At 43.0% G+C, this 21,463-nt stretch carries 17 protein-coding genes; 8 read left to right on the top strand and 9 right to left on the bottom strand.

Going from position 1 to position 21,463, the window contains the following annotated elements; all coding sequences use genetic code 11:
* Positions 1–313 precede the first annotated feature (313 nt).
* Positions 314–529 carry a hypothetical protein gene (locus RMY31_RS20025; protein WP_322658397.1) on the bottom strand — a complete coding sequence of 72 codons (216 nt, stop codon included), beginning with the start codon at positions 527–529 and terminating at the stop codon, positions 314–316.
* Between the two features lie 268 nt (positions 530–797).
* Positions 798–1,448, bottom strand: coding sequence for a hypothetical protein (locus RMY31_RS20020; RefSeq protein ID WP_322658396.1), 651 nt, complete (start codon positions 1,446–1,448; stop codon positions 798–800).
* A 243-nt stretch (positions 1,449–1,691) separates the two neighbouring features.
* Here RMY31_RS20020 and rpsD point away from each other — a divergent pair, with 243 nt between their 5' ends.
* Positions 1,692–2,300, top strand: a complete 609-nt coding sequence (gene rpsD / locus RMY31_RS20015; RefSeq protein ID WP_322658395.1) for a 30S ribosomal protein S4 — start codon at positions 1,692–1,694, stop codon at positions 2,298–2,300.
* Between the two features lie 71 nt (positions 2,301–2,371).
* Here the strand turns inward: rpsD and moaA are convergent, their stop codons facing one another.
* Positions 2,372–3,358 carry a GTP 3',8-cyclase MoaA gene (gene moaA, locus RMY31_RS20010; protein ID WP_322658394.1) on the bottom strand — a complete coding sequence of 329 codons (987 nt, stop codon included), beginning with the start codon at positions 3,356–3,358 and terminating at the stop codon, positions 2,372–2,374.
* A gap of 484 nt (positions 3,359–3,842) precedes the next feature.
* On the bottom strand, positions 3,843–4,394 hold the full coding sequence (locus RMY31_RS20005) for an NUDIX hydrolase (RefSeq protein ID WP_322658393.1): 552 nt from the start codon (positions 4,392–4,394) through the stop codon (positions 3,843–3,845).
* A gap of 136 nt (positions 4,395–4,530) precedes the next feature.
* On the opposite strand from RMY31_RS20005, the gene RMY31_RS20000 reads away from it, so the two are divergent.
* Both RMY31_RS20000 and RMY31_RS19995 read left to right on the top strand, forming a co-directional pair.
* Positions 4,531–5,583 carry a dipeptide epimerase gene (locus RMY31_RS20000; protein ID WP_322658392.1) on the top strand — a complete coding sequence of 351 codons (1,053 nt, stop codon included), beginning with the start codon at positions 4,531–4,533 and terminating at the stop codon, positions 5,581–5,583.
* Positions 5,567–6,613 (top strand): DUF1611 domain-containing protein, encoded by a 1,047-nt coding sequence (locus RMY31_RS19995; protein WP_322658391.1) that lies wholly within the window; start codon positions 5,567–5,569, stop codon positions 6,611–6,613. The genes RMY31_RS20000 and RMY31_RS19995 overlap by 17 nt, the downstream gene beginning before the upstream one ends.
* A 118-nt stretch (positions 6,614–6,731) precedes the next feature.
* Here the strand turns inward: RMY31_RS19995 and RMY31_RS19990 are convergent, their stop codons facing one another.
* The 3 genes from RMY31_RS19990 to RMY31_RS19980 are packed head-to-tail and all read right to left on the bottom strand — an operon-like array spanning position 6,732 to position 10,604.
* On the bottom strand, positions 6,732–7,448 hold the full coding sequence (locus RMY31_RS19990) for a hypothetical protein (protein WP_409878109.1): 717 nt from the start codon (positions 7,446–7,448) through the stop codon (positions 6,732–6,734).
* Positions 7,449–7,472: 24 nt separating this feature from the next.
* On the bottom strand, positions 7,473–8,090 hold the full coding sequence (locus RMY31_RS19985) for a hypothetical protein (RefSeq protein WP_409878108.1): 618 nt from the start codon (positions 8,088–8,090) through the stop codon (positions 7,473–7,475).
* Positions 8,091–8,132: 42 nt separating this feature from the next.
* On the bottom strand, positions 8,133–10,604 hold the full coding sequence (locus RMY31_RS19980; protein WP_322658388.1) for an ATP-dependent helicase: 2,472 nt from the start codon (positions 10,602–10,604) through the stop codon (positions 8,133–8,135).
* A 108-nt stretch (positions 10,605–10,712) separates the two neighbouring features.
* On the opposite strand from RMY31_RS19980, the gene RMY31_RS19975 reads away from it, so the two are divergent.
* Complete coding sequence (locus tag RMY31_RS19975; protein ID WP_322658387.1) at positions 10,713–12,431, top strand: glycosyltransferase family 39 protein; 1,719 nt, start codon at positions 10,713–10,715, stop codon at positions 12,429–12,431.
* 66 nt (positions 12,432–12,497) lie between these two features.
* Here RMY31_RS19975 and RMY31_RS19970 read toward each other — a convergent pair whose 3' ends face one another.
* Entirely contained in the window at positions 12,498–13,583 is a 1,086-nt protein-coding gene (locus tag RMY31_RS19970) for a RuBisCO accumulation factor 1 (RefSeq protein ID WP_322658385.1), read from the bottom strand.
* Positions 13,584–14,121: 538 nt separating this feature from the next.
* Here RMY31_RS19970 and RMY31_RS19965 point away from each other — a divergent pair.
* Positions 14,122–15,066 carry a response regulator gene (locus RMY31_RS19965; RefSeq protein ID WP_322658383.1) on the top strand — a complete coding sequence of 315 codons (945 nt, stop codon included), beginning with the start codon at positions 14,122–14,124 and terminating at the stop codon, positions 15,064–15,066.
* On the opposite strand, the gene RMY31_RS19960 is transcribed toward RMY31_RS19965, so the two are convergent.
* Positions 15,028–15,240, bottom strand: coding sequence for a hypothetical protein (locus RMY31_RS19960; RefSeq protein ID WP_322658382.1), 213 nt, complete (start codon positions 15,238–15,240; stop codon positions 15,028–15,030). The two genes, RMY31_RS19965 and RMY31_RS19960, sit on opposite strands and share 39 nt — an antisense overlap.
* 17 nt (positions 15,241–15,257) lie before the next feature.
* Here RMY31_RS19960 and ubiE point away from each other — a divergent pair, with 17 nt between their 5' ends.
* From ubiE to metH, 3 genes are all read left to right on the top strand, one after another.
* Complete coding sequence (ubiE, locus tag RMY31_RS19955; protein WP_322658381.1) at positions 15,258–15,950, top strand: bifunctional demethylmenaquinone methyltransferase/2-methoxy-6-polyprenyl-1,4-benzoquinol methylase UbiE; 693 nt, start codon at positions 15,258–15,260, stop codon at positions 15,948–15,950.
* Between the two features lie 115 nt (positions 15,951–16,065).
* Entirely contained in the window at positions 16,066–17,301 is a 1,236-nt protein-coding gene (locus tag RMY31_RS19950; protein ID WP_322658380.1) for a DUF445 domain-containing protein, read from the top strand.
* A gap of 409 nt (positions 17,302–17,710) precedes the next feature.
* The gene (gene metH, locus RMY31_RS19945) at positions 17,711–21,277 is read left to right on the top strand and encodes a methionine synthase (protein WP_322658379.1); all 3,567 of its coding nucleotides are present in this window, start codon (positions 17,711–17,713) and stop codon (positions 21,275–21,277) included.
* Positions 21,278–21,463: the final 186 nt, after the last annotated feature.

Here is a 21,463-nt window from a genome sequence, read left to right as displayed (position 1 = left end):
ATTAATTGGTATAGTTTGAATCATTTGAGTTATCTGATTTTAGTTATAAAAATTCTCAGATATTCTCTTGTAAAGCTGCTACTAGTTTTTTAGCAGTTGTTGGAGATTAGTTAATTAATCAGTTGGCTACAACTCAAGAATTGCCCGCATAAATACTTTTATTTTCAAGCTAACGATTGAGATTATCGTGTCAGCTAGGATTTCCGGCTGGTGAATGCCAAAGTTACACGTTTCACTTCTGAGAAACTCTTTGCTCCACACTTACAGGCTAGAAACACTAAAAATGGTGCAAATTTCTACATGGCATAAATTTTCACACATCAAAATTGCCTAGAATTAATCTGAACTCTAGGGTTAAATCATAATTAGATCCCTGACCTGGGCTGGTCTTATTAGATAATCTTCTGAACGGGATAGTGGCGAGAACCACTTCACCAATGTAGTAACCATAAAAGCCCAGAACCACGCTTTCAAGCAGGCTTAAAAGCACTATTGAGGATTCGGTTTTAGCTGTCAGGGTACTTTTCATTATAAAAGTTTCTCTACATCAGTAACAGGTGGCGATCGCTGCCTGTGGGGCGCTTTGAACGAACAACTCCCACAATTTTTGTAGCATTCCCATCTGCTAAGTACAACGGCATAATTAATTCACACTATGTCATTGCGAGTGGAACGCAGTGAAATTTAGACGCGTTAGGGGTAAGAATCGGAGGAGCAGGAGAGCAGGGAAACGCGGGGACAAGGAGAATAATTCCTACCTCCTGCTTCTCTATTTAACAAGAGTTTATAGTGAGAATCTAATAATTACTGCCTGGATTCGCAGGAATTGGGCTAGTCTCGAAAGTTGGACTAAATTCCGTGGAGCGTTGAGTTGGCAATAATGTAGATGAAGCCGGAAGACCACCAATGCGATCGCTACCATCAATACAAGTATCTAGCGCTTGAGTAGGTGGCAGGTCTTTGATTTCACTACGTAAGCCTACGACACATTGAGCAAAACGCACGGGCAACAAACTGCGACGGCAGTAATCTAAAGTTGCTGGATTAAATGCTTCTTCAGTATTGTTACTGATACCAACCACACAAATGCCATAATCTCTAGGACGGCGGGCTTCGCTACAGTAAGCAAGGGCATCCGCAGCAACTATTTTCGTATTCTTCTTAATGTTAACCACACAGTCAGCCAGTTCCCTCGGACGCAATGCTTGGGCACAAGCTTGTGATACTGATTGTTGCGTTACACCCTCTTCCTCCCGCAAGATTCGACCTGCACAGACACGATAATCATTGCTGTAGGAGGCGGTGATAGCCAGAACGGGGGCGATCGCTGCCAACCATCCAGCTACAGTTAGAATTGGTACTGTTAGCCGAATTACTTTATTTGTGAACATCCTGGAAGCAAAATTGCTTTGTGGTGTTACACCTCTGCCGATTTCTGTTTTGCACATTTGCCCTTCTCCAAACACCCAAAGTTATGCTAACTCAAATATGCAGTAACTCTTCTGCAAAACAGGAAATTTCAGTTGACTAATGAATTTTAAGAGCGTCCACGAATTTCTCACCACTTAAATGAAATTGCCCTAAGATAAAGTTCTGATGATTAAATTTAAGATTTTTGGCAATTATCATTAGCAGGTATTTATAATAGTATGTCTGGGTAAAGTTTAAACAGGATTAGATTAAGGAAACTCATGTCCCGATATCGAGGGCCACGCCTCAGAATTGTACGTCGCTTGGGCGACTTACCAGGATTAACTCGTAAAAGCGCCAGACGCGCTTATCCGCCTGGCCAGCATGGTCAAAACCGCAAGAAACGCTCCGAGTATGCTATCCGTCTAGAGGAAAAGCAAAAGCTCCGTTTCAACTACGGTCTGACCGAAAAACAACTGCTGCGCTATGTACGTAGAGCTAGACGTGTAACTGGTTCCACCGGACAAGTGCTGCTGCAACTGCTAGAAATGCGTTTGGATAATACTGTTTTCCGCTTGGGTATGGCTCCCACAATACCAGCGGCTCGCCAGCTAGTGAATCACGGTCATGTGACGGTTAATGGTCGTGTAGTGAATATTGCCAGCTACCAGGTTCGTCCTGGTGAAGTAATTGCTGTCAGAGACAGAGAACAATCGCGGAAGTTGGTAGAAACTAATTTGCAATATCCCGGTCTGGCTAACCTCCCCAGTCATCTGGAGTTTGACAAAAACAAGTTGGTTGGCAAAGTTAACAGCGTCATTGAGCGCGAATGGGTGGCACTGCAAGTTAACGAACTACTTGTGGTGGAATACTACTCACGTCAAGCTTAAGAGTTAGGAGTTAGGAGTTAAGAGTTAGGAGTTAGAATCTTTAACTCATAACTCATAACTCACCACTATTTTCATCCACCGATTTGCGACATAGTACGAGTGTATGCGCCTAAAGTACCTGAGTCGCGCCCTTTGAAGTTAATTTCTGGCTTGATTGCCAATAAATGTCTGACTTGCTCTTGTAATTGAGTGATGCTGATACCATCACGGAGAGCAGTTTTTAAATTAATTTGACCAGTTTCATTTAATAAACAGGGACGCAGCCAGCCATCGGCACTCAAGCGCATCCGGTTACAGCGATCGCAAAAACACTCCGACATCTGACTGATAAATCCCAGTGTTCCTTTTGCTTCTGGAATTTGAAATACATCAGCAGGTCCGGCTCCACGAACTTGGGACTCTGTCAAGCCCCAGCGATCGCGGATGCGTTCCCGTAACTCTGCTGAAGATACCCAACCGCGATCGCCAAATAATTCTCCATTGCCAATAGGCATAAACTCAATAAACCGGACGTGCCATTGTCTGTCGATTGTCAGGGCGGCTAAATCAAGAATTTCATGGTCGTTAACGCCGGGAATAACCACCACATTCAGCTTCAAGGGGTCAAATCCGACACGATGAGCAGCTTGAATTCCATCCCAAACTTGTTGCCAACGGGGACGACCGCGATTACCAATGATTCGATCAAAGGTGTCTACATCGAGAGAGTCTAGGCTGATATTAATCCGCCGCAAACCCGCATCGTAAAGATTTTGCGCTATTGGGGCTAGTAAAAACCCGTTGGTCGTCATTGAGAGGTCTTGAGTTTGGGGAAGGGAAGCGATCGCTCGTACTAACTCCACCACCCGAGGACGCAGTAGAGGTTCACCACCAGTCAAACGAAACCGAGTAAAGCCAACGGGAATAAATACTTCTTGAATTAGAGTGAGCAATTCCTCGTCAGTCAATAATTGTTGCTTGAGGATATAGTCTAACTCTGCCCCCTCTGGCATACAGTATTGACAACGAAAATTGCAGCGATCGATTAAGCTAATTCGCAAATAATCTACCTGGTTCATATTTTGATTGTTTTTATAGCCTAGGTGCAGGATATATAATTTTTGTCAAGCTATAAATACTTGCTTGGTCACACAAATTTTACTTGCGCTCTTTTAAGCTAACGCGCATCGTAGTGGATGTGCGAAAAAAAACTGCTTAGACTGTAGGTGTGAAGCAGTGGCATCTGGCGCTGCCACTTCCTTTGCTTAATTTAGTCAACATCGAGAGTGGAAAGCTGGCATGACATGGAAAAGTTTTCTTAATAACTTGAGACTAATTATTTAGCCTTATCTCTTCTTCCATTTGCTACTACCTTGGTTAGATGTATTCCAGATTACTGAGATGAAACACAGTTTTCTTAATTTAATTCAATTGATGAAGTTTTTCGAGCTTATCCAATTCGTTTCTCTATTGCTAGTTAATCTTCTCTCTATTTTTATTTCCCGAAGTCCCAAAAGAAGGATGACAGTAAAAGTCCTTTTAAAATATCTTCTGAATTGATTATTAATATGTAATAAATTTTAAACCTAACAAGAGAGCCGCAACAGTACCTGCAACAGATATTTCACCTTTGATGACTTTATCTAAAACTGATTCTACAGGAATTAATACAACTTCAATTTCTTCTGTGATATCTAGGTTTTGTTCTTCAGTCTTTATGACATTCTCTGCTAAAAATAAATGTATTTGATTAGTATCTTTGCTCGGCTTATCATATAGCGTTGCAATTTTTTTCACTTGTTGGGCAGTATAACCAGTTTCTTCTTGTAATTCTCTAACAGCTGCTACTTCAGGATTCTCTTGTAAAGGATCAAAATTACCAGCAGGTAGTTCTATGAAAAAATCTCCTACTGCATGTCTGTATTGACGGACGAAAATTATTTCTTTGTTGTTGGTGATAGGTAAAATTAGTGCGACTTCTTGTCTAATACTGACAAAGTAATCGTCTACTACTTTACCATTAGGTAATTCTATCTCATCTTGTCTAACCTGACACCATCGATGATTTAAAACCATTTTTGATTTTAATGTTTTCCATTTTTTTAAGTTATTCATAGATGAATTGGCAAATGCAATGCAGCTAAATATTTTGGCGAAAAAATATGAATGTAAAAAAGTATAACAGATACCTCAGATAATCTAGAATTGGAACTTACACTGTTTTTGCTCTAGCCAAAGATTGAGCATACTTATGCAAGTTGAAGTAAATCTATTTACGGTTAACAAGCGATTTCCCTTGACCATTAGTCGCGGCACAACGGCGCAGACAACGAATGTATGGGTGAGGATTTTGCACGATGGCCTAGAAGGCTGGGGTGAAGCGTCGCCATTTGGGGTTGGCAATCATTCGCAATCAACTGATACAATCAAAAACTGCTTGCAGCAACTCGTGCCAGTGTTAAAAACGTTTAGCCCCTTGCAACGCCAGCAAATTGAGCAAGTATTAATCAAAGAGCAGGTTCCTTCGGCTGTTAGGGCAGCGCTCGATATAGCAATGCATGATTGGCTAGGTAAGCGTGTGGGATTACCTCTGTGGCAGGTGTGGGGACTCGATCGCAATGTCATAGTGCCGACTTCGGTAACAATTGGCATTAATTCGCCAGAAGTGGCAAGGGCAAGGGTAAGAGACTGGTTACAACATATTGATGTTCGCCTGTTCAAGGTGAAGTTAGGTAATCCGGACGGTATAGAAGCAGATCGGAAAATGCTATTAGCAGTGCAAGAAGAAGCACAGAATCGAGAATTGTTCGTTGATGCAAACGGGGGTTGGAGTTTGTCAGATGCTATTGAAATATGCAGTTGGCTGGCCGATTTAGGTATAAAGTATGTAGAACAGCCACTGCTACGGGGACAAGAAAAGAGTTTAGCAAAACTCAAGGAGCATTCACCGCTACCAATCTTTGTAGATGAAAGTTGCTTTACCAGCTCCGATATTCCTCATCTAGCAAACTACGTGGATGGTATCAATATCAAACTCATGAAATCAGGGGGCTTAACCGAGGCAATGCGAATGGTACATACAGCACGAGCCTATGGGTTGCAGGTGATGTTCGGCTGCTATTCCGACAGCTCGCTTTCCAATACAGCAGCGGCACATCTGTCACCACTGGCTGATTATTTAGATTTAGATAGTCACCTCAACTTAACCGATGACCCCTTTACGGGTGCATTAGTACAAGAAGGGAGAGTTTTGCCTAACGATTTACCTGGTTTGGGGGTGCAATACAGTGCGTCTGCCGCTTAATCAACGAGTAGCCATCCTACTGCATGAAGGAATTAGTGGAGCTCATGGCAAAACAGGGCTGGCACTTTTACGCTACAGTGAAGCCCAGATAGTAGTAGCCATAGATCGCGAGTGTCCGGGCAGATCCTTAAGCGAACTCACAGGTATTAAGCGTGATGTGCCGATTGTGGCATCGGTAGCAGCAGCGCTGGAATACAAACCTGAAGTCTTAGTAATTGGCATTGCCCCGCAAGGTGGTGCTATCCCAGATGATTATTGGCTGGAAATTAAAACTGCCCTAGATGCAGGGATGTCTTTAGTGAACGGTTTGCACACACCATTAGCAAATATCCCCGAGTTAAATGCACTGCTGAAACCAGGGCAATTAATTTGGGATGTGCGGAAAGAACCCGCTAATTTAGGTGTGGCTACTGGAATGGCACGCACCCTTCCCTGTCGGCGGGTGTTGACTGTGGGAACCGACATGGCGATTGGCAAAATGTCAACTAGCCTAGAGTTACATTGGGCATCACGACTGCGGGGCTGGCGTTCTAAATTTGTGGCCACAGGTCAAACTGGTGTGATGTTAGAAGGCGACGGTTTGGCCTTAGATGCAGTACGGGTAGACTTTGCCGCTGGTGCTGTAGAACAGACGGTAACACGCTATGGCAAAAACTATGACATCCTGCACATTGAAGGACAAGGTTCGCTGCTGCATCCGGGTTCAACGGCAACTCTACCCTTAATTCGTGGTTCGCAACCAACCCAACTGGTATTAGTACATCGGGCAGGACAAAATCATGTGCGTAATTATCCTCATGTAGCAATTCCCCCTTTATCAAAGGTGATCGGTCTTTATGAAACTGTTGCCAGTGCAGGTGGAGCCTTTAGCTATGTACCTGTAGTGGGTATAGCACTTAACACCGCTCATCTAGATGAATTTGCGGCTCAAGAAGCGATCGCCCAAACAATAGTAGAAACTGGCCTACCCTGTACCGATGTAGTGCGTTTTGGTGCTGGCGTGTTGTTAGATGCGGTGATGAAAAATTAGGTGTAGGTTTTGCTCGAACCCTAATCAGTTGACAAACTCGCTGGCAACAGCGGGTTTATATTTTGTTATCTAATAAACTAGGGAGATGACATCGAATCCCAATTTGGTATCAGAAAAATTAAATCTTGACCTTGGGATCTAAAACAATTTGGGTGCCAGATTTATTCACATGGTAAGTCCAAGAATTTTGGCGGACTCGTACAACTACTTCCCAGCCTTCGATCGGTCTGTATTCTCTTGTACAAACTTCCCCAAAGTTAAAAATACAAAGATTTCCAAAGGTTTTCGCTGTGGCTTGAGTAATTTTCAAATTATTAATTGTTACACCAGAACGTTTAGAAGCATCACTCAAAATTGCATTGGCGATCGCTCTTGGCAATGTCTGTGAAGTACTTACCTTGGGATCTAAAACGATTTGCGTTCCAGATTTATTCACATGGTAAGTCCAAGAATTTTGGCGGACTCGCACAACTACTTCCCAGCCTTCAATGGGGTTGTATTCCTTGGTGCAAATTTCCCCAAAATTGAACTCACAAGGATTTCCAAAGGTTTTCGCTGTGACTTGGGTAATCTTTACTTCCCGCCTGGGTACACCGGAACGCTTGGACGCATCCCGTAAAATCTGATTCGCGATCGGTCTGGGTAAATTATTTGATTGCGTCTGGGGTCTTTGGGATAATTGAGTAATGCCAGTACCAGGAACAGCCGCAGCAGATTTGTTCTCAGTGAGTCCGCCATAGGATAGTAGGCTTGCTAACGCTAGCGTCAAGACAACGCCTTTATGAGACTTAAGGGCGTTGTTGAATAGAGGAGATAGCTTATTAATTAATTTCATGCCGTCGTACCTTAACATTGAAGATTATTGCCTGACGGTTGCCCTACGGATGCGATTGAGGTTGATTTCTTGGATACTACCGTCATCCATTTCTAGGCGGAGCATTCCCTGACTAGGCAAATTTAAAGATGACGCTGAACCCGTTGTAGTTCCCTGCTGACTATTGGCTGGTTGCACAGCTCCTGCGATCCGAACGCGATAGGTAGCTGAACCGTTAGATTGTTTGCGGCCGATCCTGATAAAAATAGGCTGTTTGCGGTCGATCTGAACTCGTTGAATTTCTCGCACGCTTGTGGAGTTATAAGCTGGAACCTCGAAGGATAAGAGTTGTTTAGTCTCACTATTAAATAAGTCAACCCCGACCAGAACATTAGCATTATTCGGTTGAATATCAAGCCTAACAGTAATTTCACCCGGATCGGCTATAAAGCTATAGAAGTACTCACTCTGATTATCTTTATCCACATTACCAGTCAAGTTAATCTCAGCTAAGGGAGTTGGACGATCGCCATCGGTAGACTGGGCAGGAACTGGACTAGGCAGTATAGGAAGTGTCAGAATTGCACCAAGGGTTGTTGCAGCCAGTGAGTATGGGGACAATCCACGCCTAATAAGTAAATTCAACTGCGACATTTTATGCATTCGGCATCTGTAGTAAAAAATATCCGTAAGCATAGCCGAAGTTCAAACAAATTGTTTAGGTATTGCCGCTGAATTCACCACACATTCAGGAAACTGGCGCTTTAATGCTGGAAATACAGGACAAGGCGCTTGTTCTTGTAAATTATCGGGTTTGTTCCAAGTAAAGGGTGCTTTTTGGGCCGCAGATATCCATAACAACCGCTTTGCCCTTGTCATAGCAACGTAAAGTAAACGATATTCCTCAGCAGTTTTCAAGTTTTTTGCCACCTCCCAAGCTTGTTCTACGTCTGGTATGCCTGATTCACCGTGGAGAGCAGCACGAATTTGGGCGCGAGCCACTTCTGATAAGGTAAAGTTGCCTAAAAACTGACTTTGGGGAGGAACCCAAAATTTACCAGGAATCAAGTTTTCGTGGAGAAAGGGAATAAATACATAGTCCCAATCTAACCCTTTAGCTTTGTGCATGGTAATAATGGTCAGTTGTCCCGCACGAGTGTAACGCGCCTCTAAATCCTCTGTTTCTACAGGTTCAAACCGTTCGGAACTCACGATTTCACTTAAAACTGATAGTATTGCCCCCATAGAACTGTTGCCAGCTATTTGTTGGTTGACTCTTTCTGCAAGTTTGTCAGCAGTTGCTAATTCTGCTTGGTCGTAATTTAAAGCTAAGGCGAGAAAGGAAATTAATTGGTACAGAGGCAGTTCTAATCGAGCGCGGAGTAAACTGCGACACAAGTGAGAAGCTTTTTGTACTGGTTCTGGTTGTGGTGCTGCTAATGGGCCAGGATATAAAAAATCTTCTGGCAGACTAGCAAGGGCGTTGAGGTCTTGGGTAGGAATTAACTGTCGCTGTACCAATGCTTCTAGAGCAGCTTTGAGGTAATCAGGCGAGTGAGGGCGATCGCAAAATTGCAGAAGTGCCAAAATTTCCTGTGGGACATGGGAGCGGCGATCGCGTTCTCCCACATCATAAAGTATAATATTATGCTCTTTGCACACAGGTGTCAGAGCTTCTGCCAACCACCTACCTTGGCGATTTTCCCGCACTAAAACCGCTGCACGAGTATTACTTGGGTCTTCGGCAAATAATTCGATTACCCTTTGGGATAACAATTCAACTGTCTGATTAATGTCGCGGGGAGTATATAGTTCTAGTCCCCTTGCCACTGGCGCGGGATTAGCATCTTTTTGGGGATCGCCACTATTAACAGAGCGGATAGTCTGTAAGCGAAATGGCATTTGTCGGTTGTCAGTTTTGAGTTGTCCGTTGTTGGTCGCCCCTACTGCCCACTGACTATTAATCCATTTAAGAGCAAAATTAGCAGCTTCGATGATAATCCTGGTGCTGCGACCAGCTCGATCCATTGTCGCCAATCGTTCAACGCGATCGCACTCTTCACAAAATTGCCGAAAATAAATCGGATCGGCTGGCGTAAACGTCGAGTTAATCGCCTGGTTAGGGTCGCCAACGCGTACTAAATTAATTAGAGACGCAAAGATGGGAAGACGCGGAGACTCAGAGAGGGAAAATGTCTCCGCGTCCCCGCGTCCCTGCGTCCCCGCGTTTTCTTCTGCGTCACTCGCCAAAATTTCCAAAAGCCGGGTCTGTAGGGGACTAGAATCTTGAGCTTCGTCTTCAAAGACGGCGAAAACTTGGTTTTGCTCGCTACGACGAGCGCTGTCGTTTTCGAGAACGCGTAGGGCAGCTAAAATCATATCGTCATAGTCGATGAAGTCACGCGATCGCATTAAGTTCTGATATTGCTCGTACAATCCCGCTGCTACACTCAAAATTGCATATGCGTCTGTGGTTTGTTGACTCCATTCCCGCAGTTTTTCTGGCGGTATACCAGAACTTTTGGCTTCGTGAATGACTGTAGTAGCCAATTCTGGCAATACTTCTGTCCGCAGCACTGATTGGCGACGCAATCTTTCTGTCTCTTCTCCGTCAAATTGTTGACCTTCGAGGAAACGTAAATACTGACCAGGATTATTAGCAATCCATTGCTCTACTGCTGTGCGAATAAAACGATGGCTTTGGCTTGGCGTAATTAATGTGACATTCTCTAACTGTAAACCTGATAAGTCAGGGTGGCGGCTGGCAATGTTCAATGCCAAACCGTGCAAAGTATAAACAGCAAAACCAGTTTGCGGTAGAGATAAATCCTCTCGTAAATATTTACGAATCTTCGCTTTAATATTGGCAGCAGCGGAACGAGTAAAGGTAACAACTACAATTTGACGACGAGAAGACGGCCTCGACTCAGGGGAATCATACTGTCGAGCGATCGCAATTGCCGCCGCGGCTGCCATACCTGTGGATTTCCCAGCCCCAGGAACGGCAGAAACAGCCAGTGGTCCGGAGTCCCAGTCAGCCATTTGCTGTTGTCCGGGACGTAAACCATTGCGAATTTCGACAATTTTTTCCCGCAGAGAAGAAATCGACGATGACTGAGATAATTTTGATTGGAGAGATTCTGGAGGCACAGTAGCGGTAAAATTAGCATCTGACATATAAAATTTTAGACTTTCAATTAGTTATCAAACCGCAGATATGAATAACTCTCTATATTTATCTGTGGTTAAAAATGTTAAAAAAATCAATTAGCTAATAGCTAAATAATGACAAATCGGAGACTTACTCTACATTATCTGGGTTTAGCTGGGGCGATCGCACTTGGTGCTATCTTGCGCTTTTGGCATTTAGACCTAAAACCCCTGTGGATGGATGAAGTAATCACTGCTATTTTCAGCTTGGGTAAAAATTACCACGATCTGCCTTTGAATGTGGCATTTCCACTTGAGTATGTACCAGAGATTTTTACATTTCAGCCTGGGGTTAGTTGCAATCAAATTGCCAAAAATGTCGCGACTCAGTCTACACATCCGCCCTTATTTTTTTGCGGAATGTACAGTTGGTTAAGGCTAATGACTCCTTTAGGGTCGGAGTGGGTAACAAAATTGCGATCGCTACCTGCTTTGTTTGGTGTCGGTGCGATCGCGGCAATTTATGGTGTGAATCGTATCGCATTTTCTAGAGCATCTGGAATTATAGCAGCATTTTTGATGGCTGTTTCTCCCTTTGCTGTTTACCTTTCCCAAGAAGCACGACACTATACCATGCCCATGTTCCTCATCACTTTGGGGTTATGGGGGTTAATGCAAATTCAGCGAGATATGGTTGAGCGAACGCAACCCAGATTTGGAGTTTGGATTTTATGGGCAATTATTAATAGTATTGGTCTTTATATTCACTACTTTTTTGCTTTAGCTTTCATTGCTGAAATTGCCACAATAATTGTATTGATGTATTGGGGTAAGGCTAAGATCCGGAAACAACGTCAAATTTGGCTTGCTCTAATTATTTCTACGAGCAGCGTTCTGATTAGTTTTATTCCTTGGTTGCTCGTTATATTAAGTCATTTTCAGCGTTCTGAAACCAATTGGTTGCCGTCTCCCACTCATATTGCACCTCTATATCAAACTCTTATTAGTTGGGTGTTGATGGCGATCGCTCTCCCTGTGGAAAATCAGCCTTTGCTAATTGTAGCTATCTGTGGCTTATTAATGTTGATTTTTGCTATTGGGGTAGGGAGACAAATATTCAAAAACCTAAAGATTTTATGGTTACAAGATACAACTCATTTAGCAACATTAACACTTTTAAGTTTTGCTGTTTTTGTATTGTTACAATTTTTTGCCATTGTTTATATTTTAGGTAAAGATATTACGGTTGTTCCTCGCTATACCTTTGTCTACTATCCCAGCGTCTGTGCCCTCTTAGCAGCCAGCATTAGTAAAAATCATCAGTCAACATTGATATTTATACTTGTTGGATTTATTAGTTGTATTTTCGTAGTTTCTAACTTAGTCTTTCAAAAGCCTTTTCAACCTGAGCAAGTCGCTCAAAATATGAACCTAGAACCTTCTGTACCACTGTCGCTAGTTGTGGCATACAGTAATTATCAAGATGTGGCGTTAGGGTTTAGTTTTGCCTTAGCATTAGAACAACTCAGAAGCCAGTCCCCTTTAGAGGAATTAAAAATTAATAAACTCATAAATAAATCTAGAATAATCAATTCAGCTGTTAACTCGGATAATTTTGCTGTTTTGCAGAAATCTCCTGATTTATCTGCTTTCTGGAAACAGTTTTCTCAGTTGCCTGCACCAGTAACATCTAAACTGAATTTATGGATAGTCGGCCCTGGATTAAGAAGACGGGACTATCCGCAGCAGCTAGAACTTTCTGGGCATACTACTTGCAATATAGATCCCGCGCAACACTACCGCATAGGTGTTCCCTATCAGCTTTACCGATGCAGGAATATTGGATTGCAGTGATTCATGTAGAAAAACATTTCCCAAAAGCCTGAAGTTATTGCAGCAAACCTTGAATTTCTACAATGATTATTCGTCAATTTGCCAGGAATCCTTAGTTATTTCTTCGTCAAAGATTTTCTTAGGACGTATAATGACAATGATTTGTCCAAGTATGGGAAGTTCTGGCTCAGTTTCAAACCACTGAAAATCTAATTCACCAGCGTTATCAACGACAAAATAGCTGGAGTCATTCCATTGTCGTTGGGCACGATCTACAACTACCACTACTTGTTGTGGCGGACTTTGTGTCTGGTTGGGGAAGCGATCGCTATTTGCTAAAATCACCACTGGATCTTCTGCATTCAACAGCACTTGCCAACCCGGTAACGGCACCCAAGCTTGCTCTCCGGCAAACTTGACTAAGCGAAATGGTTCAATTTCTTCTACCAAGGGTACATTTTGTAAGTCTTTTGGTGTTAATGGCAACTCGCCTACAACTGGCACAATCCGAGGCAATTCTTCATCAGACTCTAATCTGTAAAAGGGGAGAAGGGGAGCCGGACGCTTGGGAACAACCGTAAAATCTACAAGTAGTTGTTCGATTTGTTTCCTCGCTGTTGGTGTGTAAGCAAAGCGTAATCCTTTAGCAATCAGGCGCGATCGCTCTTGTAAATCTGTATATTGACGTGCCAGTTTCCAAGTTTGATAAGCAATAGCATCTCCAGGATGGGCAGAAAACCCTTCCGGTAAGGTACGCAAGTATGAGAACTCTTTAATTGCTTTGGCTACCTCCCGCGCCTCATCAACATCGAGTTTGTGGAGAAAGGTCAGTTCAGCCGCCGCAGCTCGTTCTTCTTGGGTGAGTAGGCGAAGTTCGTATAAAACATCACTACCGCGTGTGGCGTAATGCGATCGCGTCGCTGACGATGCCCCAGCTTTTTCTAAAGAATTGTAAACTTGAGCGCCAACAATCACCTGATTTTGTTGAATCGGTTCAAATCCAGTTGCCTCAAAAATTTCTTGAGGATTGTAACCAGCTTTTTGCAGAGAAGCGATCGCCACTCCCCATTCCACCCAGTTGCCTTGTTTTTGTCTCAGCTTTCGCAGCAACTCCTGTGCCACTTCATCAGCAGTATTTTCAGAATTTTGAGCGTTGGGTGGTAAGTCAGTCATAATCTGGAGTGGGAGTTTCTACTTGAGAGGGTGATTGTACCTCACCAGCAAATCTTATTGTAATCTTTAACAGCGAACTATCTCTAAACTCTACCGCTAAACAAAATTATGAGTTATGAATAATACACATAAGTTAAGTAGGAGCAAATAAACTATAAACATCCCCAGTCAAGAGTCTAAAGTTCAAAGCCGATATTAATATCGTGTCCGGTTAAAGACTTATCATTAAGACCACAGAGTAGCAGAGAAGAAGGGTTTTTGGGCTTTCTGAATAAATTTGGGAATTATAAATAATTAGCCGGACTTGATATAACAAGGTTTAGCACTTTTGACTGCTGATGCCTGACTAGTGAGATTACAGTTGTACTGATTGACTCTAGACAAGAAATTGGAGTGGCGAGATATTTCTTGAAGTACTCACTAAATTCATCAGCTGCCCCGAACTCAAACCGTAAATTTACACAAGCTCTAACGGCTATTCTCAATTAATTAGGGTATGGAATGTAACAAAATGGTGAATACTGATAGAAATTCTCTTATGGATAATCCTGTTGCCGAAATTCATACAAGTCGCCGTCAATTGACCACTCTAGAACGCAACAAAAAATTAAAAATATTAGTAGTTGATGATGAGCCAGATAATCTCGATTTACTGTATCGTACTTTTCGACGTGATTTTAATGTCCTCAAAGCCGATAGTGGGATCAATGCCCTAGAAGTATTGGCAGCAGAAGGAGAAGTGGCGGTAATCATCTCCGACCAGCGGATGCCAGAAATGAAAGGAACTGAGTTTCTCAGCAAGACTGTACCTCAGTTTCCAGATACGGTCAGAATAATCCTCACTGGGTTTACTGATATTGAAGACTTAGTAGAGGCGATTAACGCTGGGCAAGTCTACAAATATATTACTAAGCCTTGGGACCCAGGAGAACTGAAGGCGGTAGTGCAAAGGGCAGCAGAAACTTACGACTTACTCAAGCAACGGACAGAAGAATTGCGCCGTGCTAATGCCCAAATGGCGCTGCTGACAGTTTTGGTGCAGGTGACGCAAGCATCTCATAGCTTAGAGGCAAGTCTAACACCAATTGCTAAGGTTTTTAGCGACAGTTTCGCAGCAGAGAACTGTATCTTGCAGCTATTAGAAGAAAAGACGCTGGTTGCAACTCAAGGATCTTACAGTCGTGCAGGTACAGTAAAAAACTGGCTAGATACAGATCCATTGACAAGTGAGGCCATTGCTAACGATAAATTACAAGTTGCTTTAAATGTAGCCAAAGAACCCAAACTAGATGGTGTGAGTCACTACCAAGACACTGGCGTGCAAGCACATGTAGTTATTCCAATTACTTACCGAAATGAGATGTTGGGGGTATTGTCACTCCAGTGGAAACAACCCTGCTCTTTACGAGAAGATGAATTAAGCCTAATTCATTTATCAGCTCAACTAGTAGCGATCGCTCTTACTAGTAACAGACAGCATTAAGCAAAAATTTTGTCCATAGTCCATAGTCCATAGTTTACAGTAAGTAAGGTTTTGTTGACCCTCCGGGTGACGCAGGAGCATCACTCGAAGGGCTTCTTGCAGGGTAGCAAGTGTCGTCGGCTCTGCTGACTTGAAGGAAGTGGCGTGGCAACCACCAAGACCACACTGGCTCACTATATGACTGTTGACCAATGACTCAAGAAATTCGTGCCATTTTTGACCGTATCGCTCCAGTGTATGACCAGTTAAACAATTGGTTAAGTCTGGGACAGCATCGTATATGGAAAGAAATGGCAGTTAAATGGAGTGCCGCTGAACCAGGAGATACTTGCCTGGATTTGTGTTGCGGGAGTGGCGATTTAGCTTTACGTTTGGCTAGGCGTGCGGGAGCGAAAGGACAAGTGTATGGTGTGGATTTCTCACCAAACCTACTAGCAACTGCTCAAGAACGTTCCCAAAGCCAGTACCCCCAATCTGCCATCTCCTGGATAGAAGCAGATGTCCTAAACTTGCCCTTTGACGACAACCAATTCGATGCCGCTACAATGGGCTACGGCTTAAGAAATGTTACAGATATTCCCCGTAGTCTCCAAGAATTACATCGCGTTCTCAAACCACGTGCCAAGGCGGCTATTTTAGACTTTCATCGACCAGGCAATCCGCAAGTTCGCGCTTTTCAGCAGTGGTACTTAGATAATATAGTCGTACCAATTGCCGAACAGATGGGTGTAAAAGAAGAATATGCTTACATTAGTCCTAGCTTAGACCGCTTCCCCACAGGACAAGAGCAAGTAGAGATATCCCGTCAAGTTGGTTTTGTCTCAGCCACACACTACCCTATTGCGAACGGTATGATGGGAGTGCTGGTAGTCAGTAAAGTTTAGATTTTAGATTTTGGATTAGGGTCTACTGGTAAAAACCAGAGACTTTTGAATCCACAAATCAATATTTCATCTAAAATCTGAAATCCGAAATCCGAAATCCAAAATCCGAAATTCTGTGGATTGGTCTCATCTCTGGCTTTATGTATCTCCCCCCATATTAGGTGGAGTTATTGGCTATTTCACAAACGATATAGCCATCAAAATGTTATTTCGTCCCTACCGAGCAATTTACATCGGTGGACGAAGATTACCATTCACTCCTGGATTGATTCCTCGCAACCAGGAACGTTTGGCTAAGAATATTTCTGATACGATCATGGGTTCGCTGCTAACGCCAGAGGAATTACAAAATCTGGCGCGGCGTTTGCTGAAAACAGAACGGGTACAAGCAGCAATTCTTTGGTTATTGCAACTGGCCATCGAACAAGTTAAAGCAGATAAAAATGATAAAAGTGCCAAAGTTGTCGCAGGAATTTTGCGTGATTTATTAGGAGAATCATTGCCACGTTTGCTGAAAGTTTTAGCACGACAGGAAGATTTTTTAGAAGTACAAATTAATCAGATTTTTGACCAAGTGTTGCTGGAATTACAACTCAGCGAAGAACAAGCTACACGACTGGCTGATTGGTTGTTAGAAGTAGTTTTGCCACCAGATATATTGCGGCAGGCAATTGTTGATTTTTTGACAGATCGCACGATTCAAATTGTTGATGAAAGCTTTCGAGAAAAAACTAGTGGTACGTATTGGGTAGTAGCAAATCTGTTTGGCTTACGCAATACTCTTTCAAGGCTGCGAACTTTTTGTTTAGATGAGAAAGAAGCTACAAATACTCGTTTGCAGGAATTGATTCAAGATTTGCAAATGCGCGATCGCCTCAAAAAAATCCTGCAAAATTTATCATTGCAAAATTTGCCAATTGGGACAGTGCGACAACTACGAAAGACTACTCGTGAAAGTGTACGCCATTATCTACAAACCAGTGGCAGCGATCTACTACAAGGATTAACTGACTCTGTTAACTGGGAAAATATTGCTTCATTACTACTCAATCGTCTGAGTGCTTCACCTGTTGTCAGTTCTTCTTTGGAAGTTGTAAGTCTTGAGTTAGCTCTGATTTTAGAGCGTTATTTAGAAAAAGATTTAGAAGCAATTGTGGCACAAGTCATTCCTATTTTGTCAATAGATCAGGTGATTGTTGACCGTGTAAAATCAACTTCTCCCGCTGATTTAGAAGCGGCAATTGAGGGAATTGTCAAAAATGAATTGCAAGCGATCGTGACTTTGGGTGGAGTTTTGGGTTTTATTGTTGGGTTATTTCAAACAGGTTTTTTATTTTTTAATAATTTGTAACACGCAGCCGTCAGGTTAGTTTATAGGTGATTTTTAGTAGCGCTCGCCTTTACTAAATAAAGTAAAAATTTCAGATATTCTCCAATCTTCTAGTTGCCAATTTGAGCCTTTTGCAAAATCTTGACCATTGCGTGTTACCAAAATACTATTTCCAGATACTGTTCTTGATGTTTGATAATAATTGAACGCTATGTTTTAGTCGCAATCAAAATTTCAATTCTTTGCATAGAAAAACCTCTAGATGAACTAGCTCGTTATTTACAATGATAATATAGGCACATCAGCAGCTTCAGTATAATATAAAAATTTTTCCATTACATACTGCCGAAACTTTGACAATTTTGGAAAATAATAGATTAAGTCGAGTATCACAAAACTCACTTAATTTCCTCATTTCTTCTAGGAAAATATGACTCATCCTTTCCTTGAACGCTTGCGTAGTCCGGATAGCCCAGTTATCGTCTTTGACGGTGCGATGGGAACTAACTTGCAAACGCAAAATCTCACTGCTGATGATTTCGGCGGATCGCACTATGAAGGTTGTAACGAATACCTAGTCCACACGAAACCCGAAGCTGTAGCTAAGGTTCATCGTGACTTTCTTGCTGCTGGTGCAGATGTAATCGAAACGGATACTTTTGGTAGTACCTCAATTGTGTTGGCAGAATATGACTTGGCAGACCAAGCGTATTACCTCAGTAAGACAGCAGCAGAACTGGCTAAGCGTGTGGCGGCTGAATTTTCCACGCCAGAAAAACCCAGGTTTGTAGCGGGTTCCATTGGCCCAACAACTAAATTACCTACCTTGGGACATATTGACTTTGACACAATGAAGGCTGCTTTTGCCGAACAAGCCGAGGCATTGTGGGATGGCGGTGTCGATTTATTTATTGTGGAGACTTGCCAAGATGTGCTGCAAATCAAAGCGGCGCTGAATGGAATTGAAGAAGTCTTTGCGAACAAGGGCGATCGCCGTCCGCTGATGGTGTCTGTGACAATGGAAAGCATGGGCACAATGTTGGTGGGGACAGAAATCAGTGCTGTACTGACAATTTTGTCACCTTACTCAATTGATATTCTCGGTTTGAACTGTGCCACAGGCCCAGATTTGATGAAACCACATATCAAGTATCTGGCAGAACATTCGCCTTTTATCGTCTCTTGTATTCCCAACGCGGGTTTGCCTGAGAACGTTGGCGGTCAAGCGCACTACCGCCTGACACCGACAGAATTACGGATGTCATTGATGCACTTTGTTGAAGATTTGGGTGTCCAAGTGATTGGGGGTTGCTGTGGGACACGTCCAGAACACATTCAACAATTGGCAGAAATTGCAGCAGAACTGAAACCGAAAGTTAGACAGCCTAGCTTAGAACCTGCGGCAGCATCAATTTATACGACTCAGCCCTATGACCAAGATAATTCTTTCCTAATTGTTGGCGAACGTCTCAATGCCAGTGGTTCTAAGAAATGCCGCGATTTGCTGAATGCAGAAGATTGGGACGGACTGGTGTCAATGGCAAGGGCACAAGTCAAAGAAGGCGCACACATCCTCGATGTCAACGTCGATTATGTAGGACGCGATGGTGTGCGGGATATGCACGAATTGGTTTCGCGCATAGTTAATAATGTCACACTGCCGTTGATGCTTGACTCCACCGAATGGGAAAAGATGGAGGCGGGTTTAAAAGTTGCTGGGGGCAAGTGTTTACTGAACTCCACCAACTACGAAGATGGAGAACCCCGTTTTTTAAAGGTGTTGGAGTTAGCGAAAAAGTACGGTGCTGGTGTAGTCATTGGTACTATCGATGAAGATGGCATGGCGCGAACAGCCGAGAGAAAGTTTGCGATCGCCCAACGGGCTTACCATCAAGCTTTAGAATACGGAATACCTCCCACTGAAATATTCTTTGATACTCTAGCTCTACCAATTTCCACAGGGATTGAAGAAGACCGAGAAAATGGCAAAGCTACGATTGAAGCGATTCGGCGAATTCGTCAAGAATTGCCAGGATGTCATGTCATTTTGGGTGTTTCCAATATTTCCTTTGGCCTTAGTCCCGCAACGCGAATCGTGTTGAACTCGGTGTTTTTGCATGAGGCGATGACAGCCGGAATGGATGCAGCCATTGTCAGCGCCAGCAAGATTTTACCACTGTCGAAGATTGAAGAACGCCATCAAGAAGTTTGTCGGCAACTAATTTATGATGAGCGGAAATTTGAGGGAGATGTCTGCGTTTATGACCCATTAGGAGAACTAACCACATTATTTGCAGGGGTAACGACAAAACGCGACAAAGGAGTTGATGAAAGTCTACCCATCGAAGAACGTCTCAAGCGCCATATTATCGACGGCGAACGCATTGGTTTAGAAGAACAGTTGGCTAAAGCCTTAGAACAATATTCCCCCTTGGAAATTATCAATACCTTCTTACTGGATGGCATGAAAGTTGTCGGGGAGTTATTTGGTTCAGGACAAATGCAACTACCCTTCGTTTTACAATCTGCGGAAACCATGAAAGCAGCGGTGGCGTATTTAGAACCATTCATGGAAAAGTCAGAAGCTGGTAATAATGCTAAGGGAACCTTTATCATTGCTACAGTCAAAGGTGATGTCCACGATATTGGTAAAAACTTGGTGGATATTATCTTGTCGAACAATGGCTATAAAGTTATTAACCTAGGAATTAAACAGCCAGTGGAAAATATCATCCAGGCTTACGAACAGCACAAAGCTGATTGTATTGCCATGAGTGGTTTGTTGGTGAAATCTACCGCTTTCATGAAAGAAAACTTGGAGATATTCAACGAAAAGGGAATTACCGTACCAGTGATTTTAGGTGGTGCAGCGCTAACTCCCAAGTTTGTCAGTCAAGATTGCCAAAACACCTACAAAGGTAAAGTTGTTTATGGTAAAGATGCTTTTTCTGACTTGCACTTCATGGATAAATTAATGCCAGCAAAGGTGACTGGTAATTGGGATGATTTCCAGGGATTTTTAAATGAATTAGCCGAAGATGCAGAATCCCAAAATGGACACAAAACACCAGTCGGGAAAGATAAGCCTAAAAAGGAAAAACAGTCTGCTGAACCCAAGGAATTAGATACTCGGCGTTCGGAAGCTATAGCCGTGGATATCGAACGTCCCACGCCACCTTTTTGGGGAACGCAGTTGTTGCGACCCAGTGATATTTCTTTAGAAGAAATATTCTGGTACTTGGATTTGCAAGCTTTAATAGCGGGACAATGGCAGTTCCGCAAGCCAAAAGAGCAATCCAAGGAAGAATATCAGGCTTTCTTAAATGAGAAAGTGTATCCGGTTTTGGAAAATTGGAAGCAGCGGATTATTGAAGAAAATCTGTTACAGCCGCAAGTGATTTATGGGTATTTCCCTTGTCAGGCTGAGGGGAATTCTCTACATATATATGATTTTGAGAAGCGATCGCAGCAGGTTGCAACTTTCGAGTTTCCTAGACAAAGGTCATCAAAAAGGCTGTGTATTGCAGATTTCTTTGCACCGAAGGAGTCGGGGTTAATTGATGTCTTCCCCATGCAAGCGGTAACAGTAGGGGAAATTGCCACAGAGTTTGCCCAAAAGCTGTTTGCCGATAATCAATATACTGATTACTTGTATTTCCACGGCTTGGCGGTGCAGGTAGCGGAGGCGCTGGCAGAGTGGACACACGCTAGAATTCGTCGCGAACTGGGTTTTGGTGCTGATAGTGAAGCGGTAGCGAGTAATCGAGCGTTGGAACCGGATAATATTCGGGATGTTTTGGCGCAGAGGTATCGTGGCTCGCGGTATAGTTTCGGGTATCCGGCTTGTCCGAATATTCAGGATCAGTACAAGCAGTTGGAGTTGTTGGAAACTGACAGGATCAACCTATATATGGATGAAAGCGAACAGCTTTATCCAGAACAATCGACAACAGCGATTATCACTTACCATCCAGTAGCGAAGTACTTCAGCGCGTAACTTCACCACATTTTGCACCACAGTCGTTGATATTAACTGTATAGGGCGATCGCTCTTACTAAACTTAACCAGCAAAAGCGATCGCTTGTCCATCTCACAGACTAGAGTAATTATTTGACGACTGAACCGCAGTTGCTACTTAAGACCCTAACGGGACTTAAACAAAAATCAAGCTCAAATGTAGCC

It is taken from the genome of Dendronalium sp. ChiSLP03b (assembly GCF_034531165.2).
Taxonomy (GTDB): domain Bacteria; phylum Cyanobacteriota; class Cyanobacteriia; order Cyanobacteriales; family Nostocaceae; genus Dendronalium; species Dendronalium minutum.
The sequence above is the reverse complement of the archived record's forward strand: the minus strand, read 5'-3'. Positions and strand labels throughout refer to the sequence as shown.

Excerpts from the sequence above, each read along its gene's own strand:
- RMY31_RS20025 (WP_322658397.1), bottom strand. The coding sequence starts at position 529 with ATGAAAAGTACCCTGACAGCTAAAACCGAATCCTCAATAGTGCTTTTA.
- RMY31_RS20020 (WP_322658396.1), bottom strand. The coding sequence starts at position 1,448 with ATGTGCAAAACAGAAATCGGCAGAGGTGTAACACCACAAAGCAATTTT.
- rpsD (WP_322658395.1), top strand. The coding sequence starts at position 1,692 with ATGTCCCGATATCGAGGGCCACGCCTCAGAATTGTACGTCGCTTGGGC.
- moaA (WP_322658394.1), bottom strand. The coding sequence starts at position 3,358 with ATGAACCAGGTAGATTATTTGCGAATTAGCTTAATCGATCGCTGCAAT.
- RMY31_RS20005 (WP_322658393.1), bottom strand. The coding sequence starts at position 4,394 with ATGAATAACTTAAAAAAATGGAAAACATTAAAATCAAAAATGGTTTTA.
- RMY31_RS20000 (WP_322658392.1), top strand. The coding sequence starts at position 4,531 with ATGCAAGTTGAAGTAAATCTATTTACGGTTAACAAGCGATTTCCCTTG.
- RMY31_RS19990 (WP_409878109.1), bottom strand. The coding sequence starts at position 7,448 with ATGAAATTAATTAATAAGCTATCTCCTCTATTCAACAACGCCCTTAAG.
- RMY31_RS19985 (WP_409878108.1), bottom strand. The coding sequence starts at position 8,090 with ATGCATAAAATGTCGCAGTTGAATTTACTTATTAGGCGTGGATTGTCC.
- RMY31_RS19980 (WP_322658388.1), bottom strand. The coding sequence starts at position 10,604 with ATGTCAGATGCTAATTTTACCGCTACTGTGCCTCCAGAATCTCTCCAA.
- RMY31_RS19975 (WP_322658387.1), top strand. The coding sequence starts at position 10,713 with ATGACAAATCGGAGACTTACTCTACATTATCTGGGTTTAGCTGGGGCG.
- RMY31_RS19970 (WP_322658385.1), bottom strand. The coding sequence starts at position 13,583 with ATGACTGACTTACCACCCAACGCTCAAAATTCTGAAAATACTGCTGAT.
- RMY31_RS19965 (WP_322658383.1), top strand. The coding sequence starts at position 14,122 with ATGGATAATCCTGTTGCCGAAATTCATACAAGTCGCCGTCAATTGACC.
- ubiE (WP_322658381.1), top strand. The coding sequence starts at position 15,258 with ATGACTCAAGAAATTCGTGCCATTTTTGACCGTATCGCTCCAGTGTAT.
- metH (WP_322658379.1), top strand. The coding sequence starts at position 17,711 with ATGACTCATCCTTTCCTTGAACGCTTGCGTAGTCCGGATAGCCCAGTT.